Below are 22,952 nucleotides of genomic sequence, written 5' to 3'. Positions count from 1 at the left end.
ACAAAAAAGCACTGTACTTTTATACAGTGCTTTTTATTATATCTTATATTTTTCCAATTCTTCTTTAAACATATTAGCTATCTTTTCAAAGTTTGATATATTTTCAGTCAGATTATTAATCTCCTGTGTATATTGAGTAACGCTAGCACTTCCTTCCTCTGAATACGCTGAATTCTCTTCTGCAATTGATGCCAAATTCTTTATATTGTTAGATAATGATTCAATAGATTTTGATTGTTCATTTAAATCATTTATAATGTTTATCATAGATGATGCAATATAATTAATAGATTTATTAGCATCAAAACTTAAATTCTTTACATCTTCAAGGTTTAATGTTTCTTTTTCCAATATGAAATATTGATTTTCTATTTGTTTAACTAATGATTCAATATTACCTTTAAAATGTACTAAGTTTGTATTTATTTCTTTAACTGATTCCTTTGATTGTTCTGATAGCTTCTTTATAGATTCTGCAACAACAGAAAATCCTTTACCTTGTTCACCAGCTCTTGCAGCTTCAATTGATGCATTAAGTGCAAGTAAATTTGTTTGCTCTGCTATTCCTGCTACAATAGACACTATCTTTGTTATATCATTTGCTCTTTTTTCTAAATCTTCACTTTTTACCTTAACATCATTAAAGTTTTCTAATGTTACTCCTATGTTTCCACTTGATTTTTCTACACCAGAATTGCTTTTATTAATTTTCTTTAATACTTCCTCTAAATTATTCTTATAACTATTTTCTACTTGAACTATTTTACCTAAAGCATTTATATTCTCTTCTAAAGACATTACTACCTCATCAGTTTGTCCAGCCTGCTCAACTGCACTATTAGCAACTTGTCCAACCACTTCATCTATGCTTTCAGATGCTTGTTGCATTGATACACTTATCAAATCTATTTTTTTAATAAATGTGCTCATTTCATCTGTTAATCCCTTAAAGCTTACAAAATCTGATTGGATTATTTTTTTGTGTTCTTTAATTTTTTCATAAATATCCTCAAAAAAGTCATTAGTTTTAATGCTTTCATCTATGTTATATCTATTTTCCACTAGTCTATTAAGCTCTTCTTTAAGTTGTGATAAGGGTGATAACATTAAATTTGTTCCTAAGCATGTTAATCCACCTGCTATTATACTAGCTATAATGGACTTAATTATATTGCTAACTCCCATTAAAGGTATTAATATAATAAATAATGTAATTCCAGTAAATAATCCTGCCTTTACTCCAAAGTTTTTAATAAAACCTAATGACATAAGTATATTAAACTTATACTCTTTATTGTAATGAATATCCTCACTAAACATTAATTTTAATTCTAATGATGTATTTGTTTTAGATATTTCTTCAACTTGGATTTTTTCATTAAAGTAATTTCCTACCCCCTCAAGCATTCCAAGAAAATATTCAAACATTCCCCTGGAAGAGTTATAGGTAAATATAGCTTCTCTTCTAGAAATAGGTGTAATTGTTAATATAGGAGGTTTTGCCCCTATAAATTTCTTTGTCATAACTACATGTACATCATACATGGACTTTAAAAATGAGTATGCACTTTCATGCTTGAAAAATGCTGGATAATCCTTGCTGAAGGATATAATATTATCTTGTCCAATTTTTCTCCATAACTCTTTTGTAGTTATGTTCTTATTATCTGATATGTACTTTATATATTTATTGACCTTATCATCTTCCACATTTTCTATTGGTGAGAATATCTTATTTTCACCCCAACCAGCGTAAGACATTGCATTCTTAACTACATCTTCACCAAATAATTTTCTAGTTGTATTAAGCCAAGTTGCAACAACTGTTCCCTTCATTACCATTCCTCCTTTTTTATCTTTTGCACTATTTAGGCAATTTACATTAAATTATACTATAAATTTCATATTTTTCATGTTTATTCACCATATATTAATAACTTTTTATATTAAAATTTTATTTATATATAAACTTTGAAATAAAATTTAAATATTAGGGTTGACTTTTCTTTTTATCCATAGTATAGTGTACTCAATTACAAAACATGTGTTTTTTATATAAGGACACAATTAAAGGGGCTTAAACATATGAAAAAATTTTCACTAATAAGTAAAATTATAATAGCTTTGATACTAGGGGTTAGCGTAGGGCTTATATGTAAATCACTTTCTATAGTATTTCCTATGAGAATATTGACTACCTTTAGTAGTTTATTTGGAAACTTCTTATCCTTTATTATTCCACTAATAATTATAGGATTTATAGTTCCTGGAGTTGCTTCTCTAGGGAACAAATCTGGTAAAACTTTATTATTAACTATCGTACTAGCTTATACATCTACTTTAATTGCTGGATTTTTAGCATTTATTATTGGATTTAATCTACTGCCGAAGTTCATAAATGGGGGAATTTTACTTGAGCAAGGAACTGTAGACTTAACTCCTTATTTCACTATCGACATTCCACCAATGATAAACATAATGTCAGCTTTAGTATTTGCATTTATACTAGGAGTTGGATTATCTCGCATAAAAAATAGTACTTTATTAAAAATATTTGAAGAATTTAGTTCTATAGTAGAAATGGTAATAAAGAATGTATTAATACCTCTTGTTCCCTTTTATATATTTTCAATATTTGCAAAACTAAGCTTTAGTGGAGAGATATTTACTACCTTAAAAGCATTTGGTATTGTTTATATAATATTGTTTACCTTACAAGTTGGATATATTTTAATTCAATATTTAATTGCTGGTAGCTTTAAAAAACAAAATCCCCTAAAGCTTATTAAAAATATGATACCTGCATACTTTACAGCAGTTGGTACGCAATCTTCTGCTGCTACAATTCCTGTCACATTAGAATCTACAAAGAATAATAATGTAAGTGAAGAGATAGCAGATTTTGTTATACCTCTATGTGCAACAATCCATTTAGCAGGTGATACTATAGCATTAGTTTTAACATCTATGGGGGTAATGTATATGAATGGACAAACTCCTACCTTTAGTAGTTTTCTTCCATTCATATTAATGTTAGGTATTACAATGGTAGCTGCACCTGGAGTACCTGGTGGTGGTGTAATGGCTGCACTTGGTATTTTAGAAATGATGTTAGGTTTTGGTTCTGTAGAAAAGTCTATAATGATTGCATTACATGCAGCTCAAGATAGCTTTGGTACTGCCACTAATATCACCGGAGACGGCGCTTTAGCAATAATAATAGATAAAATAGTGGGCAAAAAGAAGAGCTAGTATAACAATGTACTAGCTCTTTTATCTTGCATTAATTTCCAATTATTTCCTGAGAAATATTTTATTATTTTCTCTCTGAAGGCCATATGCTACTATCTCTATAATAGTTGATGCCTAGGTTCTTTAGCCTTTCTCCTTGCTTTTCTAATCTTATTTTATATTCATTCCAATTTCTATCTTTCTTTGGTGTCCAACCAATTTCCCCATATCCTAATAGTCTAGGATATATCATAAAATCCATTTGCTGTTGATTTAAAATATTTTCTGTCCATAGTGGTGATTCTACCCCTAATACCAGATCTTTTGGTGCATAATCTGTTGGATCCCAATTATATGCTGTTTCTATCGGTATGTACCCTGCCCAATCTAAGCCATATGGTGTATCCTTATTATATTTCATATCTAAGTATGCTTTACTAGCAATTGAAATAATCATCTTCATTCCTTTTTTTCTAGCTGCTTCATTTGAATCCTTCCAATTTTGCAATATTACACTAGAGTTTATCTCTGGTGATGTATCAATTGGATCCCATCCTATTGGAGTTTTTCCTAAAGCCTCAACCATTTTAGCTACTCTTCCAACAAAGTAATCACAATTCTCCTTCTTAGTGCTAAGGGCCTCATCTCCTCCTATGTGAAAATATTTTGAAGGAGAAATGGCAGCTACCTCTTTGAATACATTATCTAAAAACTTATAAGTCTCTTCACTATGTGTCATAAAAGAGCTAAAACCGATCTCTGTTCCTGTATACAAAGGCTTCCTCTTACCATCTGGATTTAAAAAGCCATAAGAAGCTAAGGCTGCATTACTATGACCAGGCATATCAAATTCAGGAATTATCTCTACATATCTATCTCTTGCATATTTTACTATATCTTTAAATTGCTCTTGAGTATAATATCCTCCCTTGCCTCCTCCAACTTCTGTGCTACCACCTATTTTAGTTAAATCTGGATACTGTTTAATTTCTAAACGCCACCCCTGATCATCACTAAGATGTAAATGAACCCTATTTATTTTATATAAAGCTGCATGATCTATTTGGCGTTTAATTTCATCTACTGAAAAGAAATGCCTAGCTACATCAATCATTAATCCTCTATAACTATATTCTGGTTTATCCTTTATATTAGAAGCTGGCACACTCCATTCCACATTACTAACCAAACTATTTTTCTCTATATCTGGAGGTAATAACTGCCTTAAGCTTTGAACACCTCTAGAAATTCCCTCTGGCTTATAAGCTATAATCTCTATTTTTTCTTTTGTAGTTATTAAATTGTATCCTTCATTTCCTTCGGCTTCATTTCCTCCTAAAGTAGTTAAGTAAATATTTCCTGAGGGAGGATTATCCCCTTCAACTATTTTTAATTCATATCCTGTTGGACTTATTAACTTTTCTCTTAGAAACTCTGCTACTATTCGTATTTCCTCTGTTTCTTCTTTATTCTTTCCTTTTATATATATAGAAGATTCCTTACTTAAAATAAACTTTCCATTATTCTTTACATAACTTAAAGGTTTTGGAATAATATCATTACTTACCTCTTCTAAAAAAGTTGATTGCACATCTTCTCTTTTTTGAAAGTTTATAAATATTGAGGTAGATAAAATTACTAAAGATAATAATATTATTGAAATACGATTTAAACTCTTGTGATATAGATTATTCATTAGTTCACCGTCCTTAATTACATAATATCTATACTATTTTTTTATTAAAGTACACATTCTATACATTAAAAAGGTGGGGGATATTTATTCCCTTCGTACTAAAGATAATGAAAAAGGTGGAGTGGATATTTATTTTGTTTGTTCCGTCGCTACGCTCCAAGTCACATCAAAACAAATATCCACCCCACGCGTACTAAAGGTAAGGAAATTATAAAATTACTATCCTTGATTTTATATTTTTTTAATATGAAATTATAATAATACCTTTGAGTTATAGCCAATTGAAATTTTATACTTTCCTAGACATTGAAAAAAGAATGTATCTTTGACACATTCCCTCAGATTTCAAATATTACTTTGCACTTTGCTCTTTTAAGTATTTATCTACCTCTTCTTTACTTAATATCTTTACTTCTCCTACTAAAGTATTATTAGATAAATTAGATGCATATATTGACTTATTTCCAGTACAGCTTTTATCCTTATTCTTATCTAAATAAACTTTTAAATCCTCTTCGTTATTAAATATTTTATAACAAACTCTTTTCATCTTGATTAATACATATACACCTTCCACATGTAGAGCATATATATTGAATATGATTTTCTAAGCACTCCCTAGACTTTATTAATGGTGTAATTCTAAGATTATCACTATAACATTCTTTACACATCATCTTTTCTATTGATTAAAATTCCTTTCGTAAATTTCATTATTCTACTTATATTTTATCTTTATACTATTTCCTTCTACAGCAACTCCTTTTGACTTAGTTATAGGTAGCTTTTCTTTTTCTGAAAATCCTATTGTTTCTCCATCATTAAGTACTGCATTATACTCAAGGACATAGGATACTATATCATAAATAAATCCATATAACTCTGAAGGTGTAGTTTTTGAGTTAATAACCTCAATCTCATCTTTATCAAAATAGTCCATTCCACATGTATATGCGGAAAATCCTTTTTCACTTGGATAAATACCTATATATATCCAATTTAATACAGGAAGAACTTTTTCTTTTAAATCCTCAGCACATCTTATATAAAAATCAGAAGGTAAAACTGTTGGGTATTGATATATACCTATTGCATTTTTTAACTTCAATAGAGAAGAAACTACCATAGTAAATACAATACTATTTCCTATTGGATTTTCTCCTTTTGTAACTGACACAACTATATGAGCCTTATGCTTAGCAGTTTCCTCTTCCCCCTCTTTCCAAAGATAATTATTCATTGCATTTTCTTCTGCTTCTTTATTTGGAACAGGTGAATTAATTAATGCACATACAACCTTAATATCACTTACTTCAAATATTAAAATTTCACTTTGATCTTCTTCCTTAATCATAATTTCCCAATCTCTATATAAGTTTCTCTTAAACTCTTTTATATTAAAGCCTTCATCTGATAAAAGTACAAAACCAGTTCTTATCTTTTTATCTTTCATCTCATCCCCTTTTCCTTTCCATTTATTACAATTAAATTCTATCATACTTTTCCTATAATTAAACAGTAAAAAAGGTGTGGCGGATATTTATTTCCCTTGTTTCGTCGAAATCTCCAAGTCACATGAAAACAAATATCCACCCCACGCGTACTAAAGGTAAGGAAATTATAAAATTACTATCCTTTATTTTATATTTTTTAATATGAAAATGTAATAATACCTTTGATTTATAGCTAATTGAAATTTTATAATTTACTAGACAGTAAAAAAATCGTCAAAACGAGCTTGCCGAGTCGTCGATTTTTTTCAGCACATTCTGGCTTTTGGAAACGCATGTGAGCAAAAGACCCGGCACATATAATTTTATTTTTTATTCTTTAGGAGGAAATAAACTAATATATCGCTAAATTGTTGAGGTTATCCACAATTTAATAATAGATATAATTTCCTAAAGAATAAAAAACTGCTGATATACTCAGCAGTTTTTTATAGTATTACTAATCCTATTTTATTGAATTTTAATTCCATAAGGTTTTGGTTATATATTACCATGTTTGAAAGGGATTTTAAATAAAATGTGTATATATTTATATAAACATATATTTATATAAATATGTATTTATAACAATATTTAAATATTTATTTTCACCTATATATTTTATAGAAATTGAATTCAAAAATTAACATTACTAAAAGAAAATTTATAAATAGAATTGCAGCCTCATCCTTCTTATCCTACGCAAGTTTTCTCTGCTACATAGTAAGCCTTCCCATTAACCTTTCCAATAGTTCCACTTACTCCATAGACTTTCCTAATTAAATTCTCATTAATAATATCATTAGCTCTTCCCTCCATAATTAATGCTCCATCTTTCATAACGACTACATTATCACTATACTTAATAGCTTGGTTAATATCATGTAAAACCATAACTATTGTTGTTCCATGCTCTCTATTTAATCTTTCAACTAACTCTAAAATCTCTATTTGATGATATATATCTAAATAAGTTGTTGGTTCATCAAGGAAAAGAATCTTAGGTTTTTGAACTAATGCCATTGCAATGAAAACCCTTTGTCTTTCTCCTCCAGACATGCTCATTACAAGCTTTTCTTCCATTTCTTCAAGTCCAGTTTCTTTTAAGGCCCAATTAATTATTTCCTCATCATCACTATTAGTATGTTCAAATCTTTTTTTAAAAGGTAATCTACCATAGCCTACTAAATCTCTTACAGTAATATCATTAGGTACAGAATTCTGCTGATGAACAGTTGCTATAACCTTGGCAATATCCTTATACTTAAGCTTTGTTATATCCTTTCCTTCAATTAAAATCTTTCCAGACTTAGCTTTATTTAAGCCACATAATAATGAAAGCAAGGTTGATTTTCCACTTCCATTTGGACCAAGTATTGTTGTGATTTTTCCCTTTTTAAACTCAACCGATAAATCATTTATAAACTCTTCATCCTTATTATAAGAAAACTTTATTCCTTCAACTTTAAGCATTATTTTATGTCACTCCTTCTTAAGATATATAGAAAGAAAGGAGCTCCTATTATAGCCATTATAATTCCTACTGGAACTTCATAAGGTTTCATAATTACTCTTCCTAAAGTGTCTGCAAGTAGTAATAGATTTGCTCCAACAAGTCCACTAAAAGGTATCAAATATTTGTGGTCAGAACCTATTATCATTCTACAGATATGTGGAACCACAAGACCAACGAAGGATATTACACCTCCAATTGAGGTTGATATACTTGATAAAAATACAGCAACACCTGTAATTATAATCATTTGTACATCACCATTTATTCCAAGACTTTTTGCATTTTTATTCCCAAGCATAAGAATGTTACAGTTCCTGCTTAAAAGTAAAGCTATTACAACTCCTATAATTGAATAAATCAATATTATGCTTACATCACTCCACTTAACAGCAGCTAAGCTTCCTTGAAGCCATCTTTGAATATTTGATGCACCCATTCCAAGACTTGTTGTCATCATAGATGTGAATCCACCAAATAGTGCATTAATAGCTGCACCTACAAGTACTATTCTAATTGGAGAAAGCTCCTTCTTGTATGCAAATATATAAACTATTCCACAAGAAATTATACCTCCTAAGAACCCTAAAATAGGTCTCATCATCCCAATGCTAGGAATAAATATCATAACTCCTACTGTTACTAGTGATGCGCCTGAAGAAATACCTGCTACATATGGATCTGCTAATGGATTTCTTATTACAGCCTGCAAAAGCACTCCTGCTATTGAAAGATTCGCTCCAATAAGTACTGCAATAAGCACTCTTGGCATTCTTAAATCTCTAACTATTTCATAATTATTACTTATATCACTTCCAAAAATTCCATCAAAAAGCTCTTTCACAGTAATATCTATACTTCCTTGCGCAAGAGAAGCAAATAGTAGTATAGAAAGAGTTATTAGCGATATTATTATATATAATCTCTTTTTCATCATATCCTCTTTATTCAAATATCATTTTGCTAAGATCATCCAAAGCTTCCATAACATTTAAGTTTGCACTCATACCAAATTTAGAGCTATCAAGATAAACCACCTTACCTTCTTTAACTGCTCCAATGTTTCTCCAAGCTGTGTCTGTCTTAATCATTTCTGCAAATTCTTTTTGTGTTTGTTCTGGAAGTGCATGAGTCATAACTAAAACTATATCTGGACTCATTTGAGATAAAGTTTCCTTATTGTACGTAACAAAAGGTCCTGTTGTATCTGAAATAATATTTTTAGCTCCAACCATTTCTACTAGGTTGCCAACATAACTTTCTCCTGTAGCTAACATACTTACTCCACCAGGGGCTGCAAAGGCTACCATTACATTACTTTCCCCCTTTTCACTTGCAACTTCCTTAAGAGATTTTTCCTTTTCATCTAATTCAGCTAATATCTTTTCACCATTTTCAATCTTATTAAACTTCTCCGCTAATGTTTTAATTGTTTCTCTAAGACCATCTACGCTATCTAAATTAACAAAAATACTTGGTATATTATTTGATTTAAATAACTCTTCATAATCATCTCCTAAAGTATCTGTAGATATTACTAAATCTGGGCTTAAAGACTTTATTATTTCCATATCAGGGCTCATAGGATTACCTACTTTAGTAGCATCCTTCGTAGATTCAGGTAAATCATATGATGATGTAGGTACACCTGCTACCTTTACTCCAAGCTTATCTAATATCTGTACAACTGCTACTGAAGTTCCTACTACTACCTCTGTTTGCTCTTCTACCACTGAAGTTTATTTATTCTCTTTTGATGCGCCTGTATTTCCATCCGTTTTTGATCCACAAGACACTAAAGATACTCCTAATACTCCTACTACTGTTAATAAGACTAACTTCTTTAACTTCATTTTTATCCCTCCACTAAGTTACCTTTTATGATTAATCTATCTTTTCCTCCATTAGTACATGTTACTATGGTAATTTCTTTTCTTCCCACAAAGCTATTTAAAACTGTTGTATCCTCTGGTTTTACAACAAAACTTTCACTTACTTTATATTTAAATTCACCATTTAAAGCAGTTACTATCATTTTATCTCCAATATTAATTTTGTGTATATTATTAAAAACATTGTTATAAATAGTACTACTATGACCAGCAATGGCAAAGTTTCCTTCCTCTCCTGGCATTGAAGTTCCCTGAAAATGACCTATATTATACTTTATTTCTTCATCACCAGTTCCTTCAACTATAATTCCTTCAATATTTAAAGATGGAACAGTAATTTTTCCTATTTCATCCCCTACTTTTATATCCTCATAAACATTTTCTTTATTTTCTACTTCTTCTAATTTGTTAACTAAACTCTCTTCTGATTTCTCAATTTCATTTAAGTTTATATATTTACTTCCTAGCGCTACTAAGATAAATAAAATTCCTAAAACTATAAGAATATTAGAAATATACTTCTTCATAATTCTTACTCCTTTATTAAAAGGGGAAAGGGAGATAAATCCCCTCCCTAAAAAACTATTTTTTCTTTCTCTTTAATAATCCTGCTGCCCCTAACATTGCTGTACCCATACCTAATAAAACATCATTACTTAAAGCTCCACCTGTTTGAGGTAGCTTTTCTACAGTAAATTCTTTTACAAATGCCTTAGTATCTTTCAATAAAGTTACATCAAAGTCTACATTTCTTCCCATTGGTGCAACATATGTGCTTACCTTTATGGTTACATCTAACGATGGAATTTGGAATCTATATTTTGTAGTCTTATCATCTATTTTACTTGCCTTTGCAGACACCTCTTTTCCATTTATAATAAATTTATGATTACTCATATAGTCCATACCTGTAAAAGTTAGCGTTAAATAATATTTTCCATCTATCTCTTCTAATGAAGATGATTCATTTAAATATTGTCTAGCCATAGCTTGTCCAGTTGGGTTAGAATGAGTCACCTTATTTTTAATTGTATAAAGCTTACCCTCTATAATTACAACTTCATCTTCTACCTTAGTATCTGTAGTTGCACCTCCTGTAGTATTCCCAGAATTTCCTCCTGTTGTACCACCTGTAGAACCTCCAGTTGATGGACCTGTTACATCATCATTTCCTTCATCCTTTGATGAATCACTATCACTTTTATCTAATGTATCTTGTAAAAGTATCGTTTCAAAATCTGTATATCTATTCATCATTGTTACAAATACACTTACATCTATCTTGCTATCTAATGAGTTGATTTCAAAAGATACTTTGGCATTTTCTCTATCAATAACTGGATTAACCTCACTTCCATCTACCTGAATATTAATATCACCTATAAAACCAAAGGAACTTTCATTAAAGTTTAAAGTTAAATTATACTTTCCATCCTTTACTGTTATATCACTTACATCTTTTAAAGTTTTTCTTGCTGATGCATTCCCTGTCTCTGAATTCCCTGTTCCTGTATACTTAACATCATTTTTTATTGTATAATTTCCGTTTTCAACCTTTTCAGCTGTTTCATATCCTTTTATTAATTTTAAGCTATCTAAGTTATTGCTTAAGTTAAAACTTACCTGTCTTCCCATTACAACAATAAACATCTCCATTAAAACCTTTGAATCTAATGAAGGTATTTCATAAGTTATTGACATATCTTCTTTATCAACTTTTCCATTTAAGTCAGTACCATTTATACTAACCTTAAAGTTATTCATCATAGGGAAAAGATCTTCACTAAAATATGTTGTTACTGATATAACACCATCTTTTACTATAACTTTACTCTTCTCTTTTACAGCCTTTCTAGCCATTGATTGACCGGTAGTATTACCTTCTTCTAAATAATTTGTAACATTATTTACTTCATATTCACCATCTTTTAATCTTTGAGATGCAAGTTCTATAAAGCTTCCTTCCCCCGATATTACTGAAGCTTGTACAAGATTCCCTCCTATACTCATGGTTGCTGCTACTATTAAAGCGGCAGCTAAAAACTTTTTAACTTTATTTCTTACCATTATTTCTCCTCCTATATCTCTGTATATTGACAAAACTTATTTTTTAATCAATAATAAATGAGAATCAATTTCAACTACATTTATATTAACATAGATATAACTAAGAACTTTTCACTATATTTTCTATTTTTTTTAATATATTAAGTTTTATAGATCAGGAGAAATGTTATATGTTTTTATTTGAAGATATAGCTAAAGACTTTTATTACTGTACCTCCATTCCAATACTTGTACTTAATAAAAACTTTGAGCTTATATTTAACTACAACTATACAAAAGAGAATTTAAATACTTTTTCAAAGGAAGGAATTATTCATAAAATAAAAGAAACTAAAAATCATAACCCCATTAATATAAAAAGTGGGAATAACTTGATTTATTCAGCAATTACTCTATTTACCAGATGTCAAATACCACTTATTTTTATATTTGGTCCTGTTACAACTAATAAAGATTTAAATAAAGATGGCATTATTTATATAAAGAATGAATGTTGCATAAATTATCTTAGAGATTTATTAACATTAATAGCTAAAGATAAATTTATGAGTATGCACTGTGAATACGCCTATTCACCATTTGTTCTAAACGCAATAAAGCATATTCATGATAACTACGATGAAGAAATAGACATGGAAAGTTTATGCTCTAAATTTAATATAAATAAAAGTTATTTTTGTAATGTCTTTAAGAAAGAAACTGGACTTACCTTTACTAACTTTTTAAATACATTTAGAGTTGAAAAATCTAAAGAGATGCTTAAACACACGCAATATTCACTTTTAGATATTGCTCTTGCTACTGGATTTAAAAATCAAAGTTACTATAGTACAACATTCAAAAAAATTACAGGAATATCTCCAATTGATTATAGAAAAAAAGAGGCATAAATGCCTCTTTTCTCTATTAAATAATAAAAAGCTCATTACTCTTTCTAGAACTGCATACCTTCTCTAACTTTCGTATCAATAAATATAACTTTTCTTTATCTAGCATTCGTGCATTCTTAGGGCAAATAGATATACAACGCATACATGAAATACACTTTGATTCATCTAAAAATAGTGGATTATCTTTACATATGGCATTAGTAGGACATTTTTTAATACATAGGCCACATTTATTACATTCATTACTAACCATCGGGATAAATGGAACAACCTTAAATTCTTTATACGGATTATTACCGGGAACTTGTACAACTTTTTCTTCACAATTTTCATTAAGGACTGCTTTAATCTTTTTTACAAATCCCTTTAAATCTTTTTCATCTTCAATATCTGGCCTACCTTTTCCAAACTCATGCATAATTGAGTGCTCTGCATTAGCAGCAATAGCTGCAATACAATGAAAATTACATTGCTCTAATGTATCTTCAAGCTCTAATAAAGTATCTTCATATGCTCGATTCCCATAAACAGCTACCATTATAGTATTTACACTCCCACCAGACATTTTTTTAATTCTAGATAAAGCTACCTGAGGAGCACGTCCACCAAAGGAAGGAACTCCAACAATACAAATATCATCTCTTTTAAAACTATACTTAGAAAAATCATTTTCTGCTAAAGATAAATCAATTTCTCTCTTATCACAATTCCATTCTTCACTAATAATATCTAAAACCTTTTTTGTTCCTCCAGTAGGACTAAAATAAATAAGATTAAGTTTCATATTTTATACTCTCCCCCAACTTATTAATTACTTATTAAAAATCTAACTACTAATCTTAAATACCATAATTTTTATTATATGACTCTTATTTCTCTACTTCAACATTTATTAGTTTTAATATAAACTTTATAATTTCTCCCCCATATAAATGCTTATTTTAATTTTAAAAAATAGATGCTGAAAATTCAGCATCTACTAGATAATAATTATAATATCTCTCCGTTTGATTTAATAACGTCTTTATACCAATAGAAAGATTTCTTTTTTCTTCTTTCAAGAGTCCCGTTACCATCGTTATCTTTATCTACATAGATAAATCCGTAACGTTTTTTCATTTCTCCTGTACCAGCACTAATTAAGTCTATACATCCCCATGGAGTATAGCCAATCATTTCTACACCATCAATTGTAATAGCCTTCTTCATTTCAGAAATATGTTGTCTTAAGTATTCAATCCTATAATCATCATTAATAGAACCATCCTCTTCAACTTCATCAACTGCTCCAAGTCCATTTTCTACACAGAATAAAGGAATTTCATATCTATTATAAAGATTATTTAAGGCAATTCTAAATCCAACTGGATCTACTTGCCAGCCCCAATCTGAAGCTTTAAGATACGGATTTTTTATTCCTTTTGTCATATTTCCACCTGTTAAAGTCTTACCATCATTATTTCCACTAACAACAAGTGTCATATAGTAACTAAAACCTATAAAATCAACTGTACCTGATTTTAATATTTCTTCATCACTATCTTCAAACTTAATATTTAAGTTATTTCTCTCGAAGTATTTTTTCATATAGTTTGGATAATGACCTCTAACATGAACATCACTAAAGAAATAATGTCTATTCATAAATTCATTTGTTGTAAGGACATCCACTGGATTGCATGTTTCAGCATAAGCAAGTGGATAAACCATCATACATCCTACTTTAAAATCAGGATTAATTTCATGAGCTAATTTTACTGCTTTAGCACTTGCAATAAGCTGATGATGAGCTGCTTGATATATTACTTCTTCTTTATTCTCTTCTGGTTTTATTTTTATACCAGCTGGAATAAATGGGTGTAATGTTATAACATTTATTTCATTAAAAGTCATCCAATGTGTAACCTTATCCTTATATCTATTAAAAATAACATTACAGTAGTTTAAATAAAAATCAACTAACCTTCTATCTCTCCATGCACCATACTTTTCTACTAATGAATAAGGCATTTCATAGTGAGAAATTGTTACTACTGGCTTAATTCCATATTTTAAACATTCATCAAATAATTCATCGTAATACTTTAAGCCTGCTTCATTTGGATAATTTTCATCACCATTTGGAAAAATTCTAGTCCAAGCTATAGATGTTCTAAAGCACTTAAATCCCATTTCTCCAAATAACTTTATATCATCCTTATATCTATTATAAAAGTCAATTGCTTCATGTGATGGATAATATTTTCCTCCAATTATTCCATCAGTATATTCTCTCTTAACATTAAGTGCACCAGCTGTTGCTACATCTGCTGTACTTATTCCTTTTCCATCTACATTCCAAGCACCTTCACATTGATTGGCTGCAACTGCTCCCCCCCATAAAAAATCTTCTGGAAACTTATTAATATTCTTAATCATACTTACTCCTCCTTACTAAAGTATTGCTAATACTTCATCACCTTGATTAACGCTTGTTACATCCTTAGGTATAATGTCTAAATAATCTGATGAATTTGTAATTATTATAGGAGTAATTATGTCATATCCCTTATTCTTAATTGCTTCTCTATCAAATTCAACTAATTTGTCTCCAACCTTTACCTTATCCCCACTCTTTACAAAAGTAGTAAAATGTTCTCCATTTAATTTTACAGTATCTAACCCAATATGAATTAATACTTCAGCTCCATCTTCTGTCTTTAGTCCAATTGCATGCTTTGTGTTAAATACCAATGAGACAGTACCATTTATAGGTGAAAATATTTCATCTTCAGTTGGAATTATAGCTATACCTTTTCCCATTATTTCTTCTGCAAAAGTTGGATCATCTACTTGTGATAAAGGTACTGCTTCCCCCTTTACTGGGCTCTTTATAGAAATTTTATTCTTTAATGCCTTTACATCACTTATTTCTTCTACAGCTTCATCTTCATTAACTTCATCTTCAAAACCTATAAACCATGTAATAATAAATGTTGCTACAAAACCTATGCCACAAGCAATTAATATGTTAACTACATTTGACATTTCAGGCCCTATATATGCCGCAATACCTGGAAGACCACTTCCACTTGGAGTGTATCCTTTAACTGCTGTAAGTCCTGCATAAAGTCCTCCTAAAGCTCCTCCACAAAGTACTGCATATAATGGTTTTTTAAGTTTTAAATTTACACCATACATGGCAGGTTCAGTTATTCCAAGTAAAGCTGTAATACCTGTTGATGATGCTAGTTGCTTTAATTCTGAATTCTTACTTTTTATACTAACGCATAAAGCTGCTGCACCTTGACAGACATTAGATATTAACATACCCGGCATTAATGTTTGGTATCCTAAAGTTGCTAATTGAGTAAATAATGCTGGGTAAAGACTATAATGCATACCTGTCATAACAATCAGTGGAGTTAATCCTCCCATAATTAATGGTAATGTCCATGTAGCTTTACTATCTATAAACATTATTCCACTTGCTAAAACATCACCTATAACAGTTCCTAATGGTCCTATTACAATTAATCCTATTGGTGCTGTAACAGTAATTACTATAAGTGGAACAAATACTAATCTTAATACTTTTGGAATAAACTTATTTGCAAGTTTTTCAACATAAGACATTAACCAAACTATAAGAATTATTGGAATTACTGAAGAACTATAATTAACCAATCTAACAGGTAATCCTAAAAAACTTACAGGTTCCCCTGCACTTACTAATGCAGAAAAACTTGGATGTAATAAAACTCCACCAATTACCATAGCTAAAAATGGAGATGTTTTAAACTTTATCCCAGCTGTATATGCTAATAAAAGTGGCATAAAGAAAAATGCTGCATCACTAATAAAACTAAAGATATAATATGTTTGAGTTTCAGTTGAAATCAATCCTAAAGCAACAAATAATCCAAGAAAAGCCTTAAGCATACCACAACCAGCTATTGCAGGAATTATTGGTGTAAATATACCTGCTATAGTGTCAAAAACGCTTGTTATTATGCCTTTTTTTGCTCCCTTTTCCTCTTCCTGATTGTTTGAACTTTTAAAATTACCTAATTTAAGAAGTTCCTTATAAACATCAGATACATCATTTCCAATAATAACTTGGAACTGTCCTCCTTTATTGACTTGTCCCATTACACCTTTAATCTTCTTAATCTTATCAATATCCGCTTTGGAATCATCTTTAAGATTAAATCTTAGTCTTGTTACACAGTGAGTAACATGAGCTACATTATTAGCTCCACCTACATTTTCTAATACTTCTTTTGCTATTCTTTCAAAATTCATTTTATTTTCCTCCAATATTTTATAATTGAAGGTCTTGCCTGCCTTACCAGTAACAACCCTATAGATTTTTTATTGACCCTCTGCCAATAACCTATCACTTCCTTAAATATAGATTTTTATATTAATAATAATCCTACTGTTTGTTTACTAACTTTTCTATATGGATTATTAAATATAGCATTTCTTCTTTAGTTAAATCATAATTATAATCCTTCAATATATATTTTCTTATTTTGTTAACACACTTATAAGCCTCTTTATATTTCTCTTTTACTATTTCATACAATTCGTTATCATTATCTTCAACAATTATTTTGTTATTAAAAAGTCTTTGTGCAAAGAACTTTAGATGTGTTATAAACCTATAATAGCTTAATGATTCTTCATCAAATTCTATATTAAAATTATATTTCACTATATTAAGTATTTCTTGGATAATCTTTGTTATATCCATTAATATAGGTATTTCCTCATTTAAATTAGCATTAACTATATGTAAAGCTATAAAAGCGGCCTCATCTTCTGGAAGTCTAATATCAAATTGGTCACTTATCATTTCTAATGCCTTCAGCCCTATTTTATATTCTTCTTTATATAGCCTTTTAGTTTCCCATATTAATCCATTTGTTACTACAATTCCACTCTTTTGTCTTTGTATAGCATTATAAATATGGTCTGTCAGTGATATATAAATATTTTCATTTAATGTTTTATCTAATTCTTTCCTTGCATAGGAAATTATTTTTTCTGATAAAACTGTATATTCTAAAGGAATTTTACTTATTAACTCTATAAACTTCCTATTCATATTAGGATTAGACAATACAAATACTTTTTCTATCTTATCCTTTATAACTATGTCACCACATCTTTTATTAAAAGCAATTCCTTTTCCCATAATGATAACTTCTTCATCATTTTCATTTATAGATGTAATAACGTTATTATTAAGTATCTTATCGATTCTCATTTGTTAGTTAGACCTCCCTTTCTAATAAAATAAGGCAAGCGAAACCTACAGCTTATTCCAAATCAATAAACTATAGGTTTTGCCTGCCTTACCAGTAACAATCCTTCAATATTCATATCAGTATAGTTATATTATCACATGATTTTTAAATTGACAACTATATTTTCAAAAAAAATGTATATGTTTACTTAATTTATAACCACCATTTTATCCCTATTACCCATCTTATCTCTTTTATCTTAATTATCTTCTTACCTTCTTGCCTCAAAGTATGCTACTCATCATCAAATAGTCCTCTTCTCCATTACCTCCACTTAAAGGACTTATGCCAGAATTAATAAAAGTTGATCTAACAACCGATTTACTTCCAAACCTGCTTCTTAAAGAATCTAAAGTTTTATCTAGTGCCCTTTGTTTATCAATCCTTTCACCATCAAAAAGTGAGGTTTGAAAAAATTCATTTGAACATAAATCAGTAACCCTTACCCCTATCTGCCTAATAGGCTCATTACTCCAAGCTTCATCAAAAGCCTTAACTATTTCTCTATAAATATCTATTGTACAATCTGTATAATTCTCCATCTTCCTTTGATGACTATATTTTTCAAAGGCATTACTTTTAATAGAAATTACAACCACTCTACACAAACTATTACACTTTCTAAGCCTTAAACTCATCATTTCTACAAGAGAAAGAATAATCCTTAGAGCCTCCTCTCTCTTTGTAACATCCCATGGAATGGTAGTTGAATTACCTAAACCTTTCATATTTATATAGCTTGTGCTTCTTATCTCTGAAGAATCTATTCCATTTGCATAATTATGAAGAACTATTCCAAAGCTTTTAAATGTACTCTTTAAAATTTCAACATTATAAGTTGCAAGCTCACCTATAGTTTCTACATTTAACTTTTCAAGCTTTTTCTTTGTTGCCCTACCAACCATAAAAATCTCCTCTACGGGTAAATGCCACATCTTCTTTTTTATTTCATTTTCAAAAAGTGTATGAATAGAATTCTTAGGGTTAAAATCACTTGCCATTTTTGCAAGTAGCTTATTAGTACTTATACCTATGTTTACATTAAACCCAAGTTCATTCCTTATTCTACTTTGAATTTCTACTGCTTTTTCCATATAATTTTCTTTATAATGCGATACATCAATGAATACCTCATCTACAGAAAACCTTTGTATCTTAGGGGAATATTCACATAAAAGTTTATACATTGCATTAGAGCTTTGCATATATAGACCATAATCTGGAGGATATATTAATAGCTTAGGACACTTTCTTAAAGCTTCATAAGTAGATTCTCCTGTCTTAATTTTGAATTTTTTAGCAGGTATTGATTTTGCTAATACTATTCCATGCCTCTCTTCTGTTTTTCCTCCTATTATTGAAGGTACTTCTCTAATATCTATTGTACTTTTCCCAAGTTGAAGAAGGTTTACTGCTGTCCACGAAAGATAAGCTGAATTAACATCAATATGAAATATTATTCTACTACTCATATTAACTCACCTAAAACTTAAATAGAATCCACTTTTTAGTTAGCAACTCATATTTAATTTCAAAAATTCTTTCTACTCCATTAACTGAAGCTATACATACAAACTTCTCCATTACATTTCCTGCAAGCTTTTCTATTTCCCTATTTACTACCCTATTTATCTTAATTACTTTTTCTCCTTCATCTTCACTTATTCTAAACCTTAAAGGTTTTACTATACCACCTTTTTCAAAGCATGCTATAACATCAATTGATTTTGATACTACTTTCATAACTTCCACTCCAATACAAACATTTGTTCGTATTTATTATAACAGAACACCCGTTCTTATGTAAAGATATTCTTAACTAAAAAACCTCCGATTTCTCGGAGGTTTTTTATCCAACTACAGACTCCATATATTCAATTATTATCTTTGCGCTTTCATCACCTAACTTATAACACTTTTGTTCATTTGAATGTAATGTTATATAAACACTTTCATCTTTAACCCATAGCTTATATTTATATTGTGTTAAAATTTCTTCATTACTTTTTTCCTTATACATCATATCAATAGAATACCCTTTACTATTGCTTAATAGAACTTTATCATTTTTCCTACTTCTATCCTTTAAAGCATTTAATATTTTTGCTATATTACCTTTGTCTTTATCCTTAAAATTTTCTTCTATACTAAACATTGGAAAATGTTCTACCCCTTCAAACTTCATAACATCCATCTCTTCAATAGAATTTATACTTGGATCTAAATTTATTGCCTTATAAAGTGCATATCCACCTATAGATAAAATAATCACCACTAGTATTACAAATACCTTCTTCTTCATAATCTATTCCCTCTTAAAAATTAATTCTACAATCTTATTATACATTATTTTTTCTGTAAAAAAACGGATATTTGTTTCACTTCTTCCCTCTCATCAGTAAAACAAATATCCTCCTCTCTCATACTGAGATAAGAAAATTATAAAATTATATTACTTTCTATTTAAATTACTCTTTCTTTCTTCATATTCCTCAAAGCTTATTTCACCACTAGCATATCTTTCATTTAAAACATTAATAACTTTATTATTATTGTTTCCTCCATTAAATAATTTAAATAGTAGATATATAATTAATCCAACTACAGCTACTCTAAAACCTAAATATAAAAAACCAAATATTAATGAGCCACCGCCCATTGTTCCTACATTAGAAATACTGCATCCAAACATAAATTTTTCCACCTTTCTTAAATCTAATATAATTATAAAAAAGTCTTATGAAGAAATTATGAATTTAAAGGTAGTTCTATTATAAATTTACTTCCCTTTCCTAATTCACTTTTAACATAAACTGTACCATTATGGGCTTCAACTATTGCTAAAGTTATTGAAAGTCCTATACCCGCACCTCCTGTAACCCTTGCTCTTGACTCATCTGTTCTATAAAATCTTTCAAAAACATAAGGAATATCCTCTTTTGCTATGCCTATGCCAGTATCTTCTACTTCAATAAATAAGTGATCTTCTTTTACAAATGTTTTTATATTAATTGAACCACCATTTTCAGTATATCTTAAAGCATTCGATATTAGATTTATAATTGCTCCACTAATTTTATCCTTATCAACTTCTATTTCGCATTTACTTAAGTGGAGCTGTCCATCTATATTTTTATTATGAAGTTCTTTTTCAAAATTTATAAATATGTTCTCTATAAGCTCAGATATCTCCACTTTTTCCTTATGTAATGTCCCATTTTCTTCCTCAATCTTTGATAAACTATTTAAGGAATTTACTAACCTATCAATCCTTTGAATCTCTTCATAAATTCCATTAAGCCTTTCCTCTGTTGGCTCCCATATTCCATCCTTAATAGCTTCAAGTTGTCCTAAAATTATGGTAATAGGTGTCCTTAATTCATGAGCTATATCCTTAGTTAATCTCTTTCTCATAGCATCTTGAGAGTCCAGTCTTTTTGCCATAATATTTATTGACTCTATCATATCCTGAATTTCTACTATACTACTGCTATTATCTACCCTTTCCTTATATTTTCCTTTTCCCAATAGCTTAACTGTATCTATAACCTTATAAATAGGTTTATTAATAGATTTAGAAAGTATTAAACTTATAATTAAGGATAAAATAGTTGCCATAATAGTTATGATAATTAAAACTTTGTTTAAAGTATCATAATAGGTTGTATCAACATCCCTATAGTAAGCTCCATAATGGCTTATATGTACATTCCCAATCTTTTCTCCATTCTTAGTAATATTTAAACTACTCCTTATCATTCCATTATTTAATTTATTACTAAAGGCATTTTTCATCATAGATTCACATCGTCCCCTATGCTCCTCATGAGTACTCCAAATTAAATTGTTTTTATTATCATGAATACTTATAATAAGTCCATCATCTAAGGCTTTTAAAGCTACCTCCTCTATAAAGCTCTTATTCCAAGTATCATTAGAATAGGCATAGCTTAAGCTTCTTGCTATCTCATCCATTCTTTCAACATTGCAACTTTCTATATAAGAATTAAAACTTTTTTCTATAAAATATCTAAAAGTAAAGCTAATTGAAAATATAATGGCAAAGGAAATAATCATAAAAGATAGAAACATTCTTTTATTTAGTGTTCTCATTTTCCCCTCCAAATCTATATCCAACGCCATAAACTGTAACTATAAACTTTGGCTCTCTGCTATTCTCTTCTATCTTGGCCCTTAGGTTCTTTATGTGAGTATCTATGACTCTATCAAAAGCTGCTGATTCATCATTAAGTTTGCTTATTAATGCATTCCTAGTAAAAGTTATTTTAGGATTTGTAGCTAAAGTTTGTAATATTTTATATTCTGATTGAGTTAATGTAACAAGATTATCATTTTTAAAGACCTCTCCTACCTTTAAATTAATCTTTAATTCTCCATCATTAAAGATTAGCTCACTCATATTATCTATTCCTAAAGTTCTTTTTAATACCGAATTAACTCTTGCAACTAACTCCTTAGGCCTAAAAGGCTTTACCACATAATCATCACATCCTAAAGAAAATCCATTTAAAATATCCTCTTCAGCTGATTTTGCTGTAAGCATTATTACAGGAGTATTAGACTCCTTCTTTATTCTTTTGCATACTTCCTCCCCAGAAATATCCGGTAACATTAAATCTAAAATTACAATATCAGGAGAAAATATTTCAAACTTTTCTAAAGCTTCTTCACCATCTACTGCTCTTATTGTATTAAATCCATCATTTTTTAAATATGCTTCTATTACATCCAAAATTTTTTCTTCATCCTCAACGATTAGTACATCTAAATACATGTCTTCCTCCTAAATGTTCTTCTTAATATTATTTGTAAAGTTATCAAGAACTTATGTATTTTTTATGGGGAATCTTCATATTTG

General features: G+C 29.4%; 21 protein-coding genes. 2 read left to right on the top strand and 19 right to left on the bottom strand.

What is annotated here, in order from left to right; translation table 11 throughout:
- Positions 1 to 36: 36 nt before the first annotated feature.
- The gene (locus DR024_RS12125; protein WP_027098387.1) at positions 37 to 1,836 is read right to left on the bottom strand and encodes a heme NO-binding domain-containing protein; all 1,800 of its coding nucleotides are present in this window, start codon (positions 1,834 to 1,836) and stop codon (positions 37 to 39) included.
- Positions 1,837 to 2,085: 249 nt separating this feature from the next.
- Between DR024_RS12125 and DR024_RS12120 the strand changes: the two genes are divergently transcribed.
- Positions 2,086 to 3,252 (top strand): dicarboxylate/amino acid:cation symporter, encoded by a 1,167-nt coding sequence (locus DR024_RS12120; RefSeq protein WP_027098386.1) that lies wholly within the window; start codon positions 2,086 to 2,088, stop codon positions 3,250 to 3,252.
- A 64-nt stretch (positions 3,253 to 3,316) separates the two neighbouring features.
- Here the strand turns inward: DR024_RS12120 and DR024_RS12115 are convergent, their stop codons facing one another.
- The 8 genes from DR024_RS12115 to DR024_RS12080 all read right to left on the bottom strand — a co-directional run bounded on the left by DR024_RS12115 (position 3,317) and on the right by DR024_RS12080 (position 11,889).
- Positions 3,317 to 4,927 (bottom strand): family 20 glycosylhydrolase, encoded by a 1,611-nt coding sequence (locus tag DR024_RS12115; protein WP_065254838.1) that lies wholly within the window; start codon positions 4,925 to 4,927, stop codon positions 3,317 to 3,319.
- A gap of 352 nt (positions 4,928 to 5,279) precedes the next feature.
- Positions 5,280 to 5,477: a hypothetical protein gene (locus DR024_RS18240; RefSeq protein ID WP_027098384.1), complete on the bottom strand. Its 198-nt coding sequence runs from the start codon at positions 5,475 to 5,477 to the stop codon at positions 5,280 to 5,282.
- A gap of 168 nt (positions 5,478 to 5,645) precedes the next feature.
- Entirely contained in the window at positions 5,646 to 6,380 is a 735-nt protein-coding gene (locus DR024_RS12105) for a DUF4261 domain-containing protein (RefSeq protein WP_027098383.1), read from the bottom strand.
- Between the two features lie 730 nt (positions 6,381 to 7,110).
- Entirely contained in the window at positions 7,111 to 7,890 is a 780-nt protein-coding gene (locus DR024_RS12100) for an ABC transporter ATP-binding protein (protein ID WP_027098382.1), read from the bottom strand.
- Positions 7,890 to 8,864, bottom strand: coding sequence for a FecCD family ABC transporter permease (locus DR024_RS12095; RefSeq protein ID WP_242829713.1), 975 nt, complete (start codon positions 8,862 to 8,864; stop codon positions 7,890 to 7,892). Before DR024_RS12095 ends, DR024_RS12100 begins: the two co-directional genes overlap by 1 nt.
- A gap of 10 nt (positions 8,865 to 8,874) precedes the next feature.
- Positions 8,875 to 9,663 carry a heme ABC transporter substrate-binding protein IsdE gene (isdE, locus tag DR024_RS12090; RefSeq protein ID WP_242983106.1) on the bottom strand — a complete coding sequence of 263 codons (789 nt, stop codon included), beginning with the start codon at positions 9,661 to 9,663 and terminating at the stop codon, positions 8,875 to 8,877.
- Between the two features lie 122 nt (positions 9,664 to 9,785).
- Positions 9,786 to 10,349 (bottom strand): class D sortase, encoded by a 564-nt coding sequence (locus tag DR024_RS12085; protein ID WP_111918892.1) that lies wholly within the window; start codon positions 10,347 to 10,349, stop codon positions 9,786 to 9,788.
- A gap of 55 nt (positions 10,350 to 10,404) precedes the next feature.
- Positions 10,405 to 11,889, bottom strand: a complete 1,485-nt coding sequence (locus tag DR024_RS12080; RefSeq protein WP_111918890.1) for an NEAT domain-containing protein — start codon at positions 11,887 to 11,889, stop codon at positions 10,405 to 10,407.
- Positions 11,890 to 12,059: 170 nt separating this feature from the next.
- On the opposite strand from DR024_RS12080, the gene DR024_RS12075 reads away from it, so the two are divergent.
- Positions 12,060 to 12,779, top strand: coding sequence for a helix-turn-helix domain-containing protein (locus tag DR024_RS12075; RefSeq protein ID WP_027098377.1), 720 nt, complete (start codon positions 12,060 to 12,062; stop codon positions 12,777 to 12,779).
- A 16-nt stretch (positions 12,780 to 12,795) separates the two neighbouring features.
- Here DR024_RS12075 and DR024_RS12070 read toward each other — a convergent pair whose 3' ends face one another.
- From DR024_RS12070 to DR024_RS12025, 10 genes are all read right to left on the bottom strand, one after another.
- On the bottom strand, positions 12,796 to 13,563 hold the full coding sequence (locus tag DR024_RS12070; protein ID WP_027098376.1) for a 4Fe-4S binding protein: 768 nt from the start codon (positions 13,561 to 13,563) through the stop codon (positions 12,796 to 12,798).
- A gap of 206 nt (positions 13,564 to 13,769) precedes the next feature.
- Entirely contained in the window at positions 13,770 to 15,197 is a 1,428-nt protein-coding gene (locus DR024_RS12065) for a 6-phospho-beta-glucosidase (protein WP_027098375.1), read from the bottom strand.
- 15 nt (positions 15,198 to 15,212) lie between these two features.
- On the bottom strand, positions 15,213 to 17,063 hold the full coding sequence (locus tag DR024_RS12060) for a beta-glucoside-specific PTS transporter subunit IIABC (protein WP_027098374.1): 1,851 nt from the start codon (positions 17,061 to 17,063) through the stop codon (positions 15,213 to 15,215).
- 133 nt (positions 17,064 to 17,196) lie between these two features.
- Positions 17,197 to 18,033 (bottom strand): BglG family transcription antiterminator LicT, encoded by an 837-nt coding sequence (gene licT / locus DR024_RS12055; RefSeq protein ID WP_027098373.1) that lies wholly within the window; start codon positions 18,031 to 18,033, stop codon positions 17,197 to 17,199.
- 264 nt (positions 18,034 to 18,297) lie between these two features.
- Complete coding sequence (locus DR024_RS12050) at positions 18,298 to 19,545, bottom strand: Y-family DNA polymerase (protein ID WP_055184426.1); 1,248 nt, start codon at positions 19,543 to 19,545, stop codon at positions 18,298 to 18,300.
- Positions 19,546 to 19,555: 10 nt separating this feature from the next.
- A complete protein-coding gene (locus tag DR024_RS12045; RefSeq protein ID WP_055184424.1) occupies positions 19,556 to 19,816 on the bottom strand; it encodes a hypothetical protein in 261 nt (86 codons plus the stop codon).
- 106 nt (positions 19,817 to 19,922) lie between these two features.
- Positions 19,923 to 20,375 carry a hypothetical protein gene (locus tag DR024_RS12040; RefSeq protein ID WP_027098370.1) on the bottom strand — a complete coding sequence of 151 codons (453 nt, stop codon included), beginning with the start codon at positions 20,373 to 20,375 and terminating at the stop codon, positions 19,923 to 19,925.
- A gap of 150 nt (positions 20,376 to 20,525) precedes the next feature.
- The gene (locus tag DR024_RS12035) at positions 20,526 to 20,765 is read right to left on the bottom strand and encodes an SHOCT domain-containing protein (RefSeq protein ID WP_055184421.1); all 240 of its coding nucleotides are present in this window, start codon (positions 20,763 to 20,765) and stop codon (positions 20,526 to 20,528) included.
- A 56-nt stretch (positions 20,766 to 20,821) separates the two neighbouring features.
- Positions 20,822 to 22,186 (bottom strand): sensor histidine kinase, encoded by a 1,365-nt coding sequence (locus DR024_RS12030; RefSeq protein WP_172458947.1) that lies wholly within the window; start codon positions 22,184 to 22,186, stop codon positions 20,822 to 20,824.
- Positions 22,170 to 22,868 carry a response regulator transcription factor gene (locus DR024_RS12025; RefSeq protein ID WP_049177663.1) on the bottom strand — a complete coding sequence of 233 codons (699 nt, stop codon included), beginning with the start codon at positions 22,866 to 22,868 and terminating at the stop codon, positions 22,170 to 22,172. The genes DR024_RS12030 and DR024_RS12025 overlap by 17 nt, the downstream gene beginning before the upstream one ends.
- Positions 22,869 to 22,952: the final 84 nt, after the last annotated feature.

The sequence above is a fragment of the Clostridium paraputrificum genome (assembly GCF_900447045.1).
Taxonomy (GTDB): domain Bacteria; phylum Bacillota; class Clostridia; order Clostridiales; family Clostridiaceae; genus Clostridium; species Clostridium paraputrificum.
Note: the sequence above shows the minus strand (reverse complement) of the source record. Positions and strands in the feature narration are given on the sequence as shown.

Coding starts and splice junctions, on each gene's coding strand:
- DR024_RS12125 (WP_027098387.1), bottom strand. CDS start 1,836: ATGAAGGGAACAGTTGTTGCAACTTGGCTTAATACAACTAGAAAATTA.
- DR024_RS12120 (WP_027098386.1), top strand. CDS start 2,086: ATGAAAAAATTTTCACTAATAAGTAAAATTATAATAGCTTTGATACTA.
- DR024_RS12115 (WP_065254838.1), bottom strand. CDS start 4,927: ATGAATAATCTATATCACAAGAGTTTAAATCGTATTTCAATAATATTA.
- DR024_RS18240 (WP_027098384.1), bottom strand. CDS start 5,477: ATGAAAAGAGTTTGTTATAAAATATTTAATAACGAAGAGGATTTAAAA.
- DR024_RS12105 (WP_027098383.1), bottom strand. CDS start 6,380: ATGAAAGATAAAAAGATAAGAACTGGTTTTGTACTTTTATCAGATGAA.
- DR024_RS12100 (WP_027098382.1), bottom strand. CDS start 7,890: ATGCTTAAAGTTGAAGGAATAAAGTTTTCTTATAATAAGGATGAAGAG.
- DR024_RS12095 (WP_242829713.1), bottom strand. CDS start 8,864: ATGAAAAAGAGATTATATATAATAATATCGCTAATAACTCTTTCTATA.
- DR024_RS12085 (WP_111918892.1), bottom strand. CDS start 10,349: ATGAAGAAGTATATTTCTAATATTCTTATAGTTTTAGGAATTTTATTT.
- DR024_RS12080 (WP_111918890.1), bottom strand. CDS start 11,889: ATGGTAAGAAATAAAGTTAAAAAGTTTTTAGCTGCCGCTTTAATAGTA.
- DR024_RS12075 (WP_027098377.1), top strand. CDS start 12,060: ATGTTTTTATTTGAAGATATAGCTAAAGACTTTTATTACTGTACCTCC.
- DR024_RS12070 (WP_027098376.1), bottom strand. CDS start 13,563: ATGAAACTTAATCTTATTTATTTTAGTCCTACTGGAGGAACAAAAAAG.
- DR024_RS12065 (WP_027098375.1), bottom strand. CDS start 15,197: ATGATTAAGAATATTAATAAGTTTCCAGAAGATTTTTTATGGGGGGGA.
- DR024_RS12060 (WP_027098374.1), bottom strand. CDS start 17,063: ATGAATTTTGAAAGAATAGCAAAAGAAGTATTAGAAAATGTAGGTGGA.
- licT (WP_027098373.1), bottom strand. CDS start 18,033: ATGAGAATCGATAAGATACTTAATAATAACGTTATTACATCTATAAAT.
- DR024_RS12050 (WP_055184426.1), bottom strand. CDS start 19,545: ATGAGTAGTAGAATAATATTTCATATTGATGTTAATTCAGCTTATCTT.
- DR024_RS12045 (WP_055184424.1), bottom strand. CDS start 19,816: ATGAAAGTAGTATCAAAATCAATTGATGTTATAGCATGCTTTGAAAAA.
- DR024_RS12040 (WP_027098370.1), bottom strand. CDS start 20,375: ATGAAGAAGAAGGTATTTGTAATACTAGTGGTGATTATTTTATCTATA.
- DR024_RS12035 (WP_055184421.1), bottom strand. CDS start 20,765: ATGTTTGGATGCAGTATTTCTAATGTAGGAACAATGGGCGGTGGCTCA.
- DR024_RS12030 (WP_172458947.1), bottom strand. CDS start 22,186: ATGAGAACACTAAATAAAAGAATGTTTCTATCTTTTATGATTATTTCC.
- DR024_RS12025 (WP_049177663.1), bottom strand. CDS start 22,868: ATGTATTTAGATGTACTAATCGTTGAGGATGAAGAAAAAATTTTGGAT.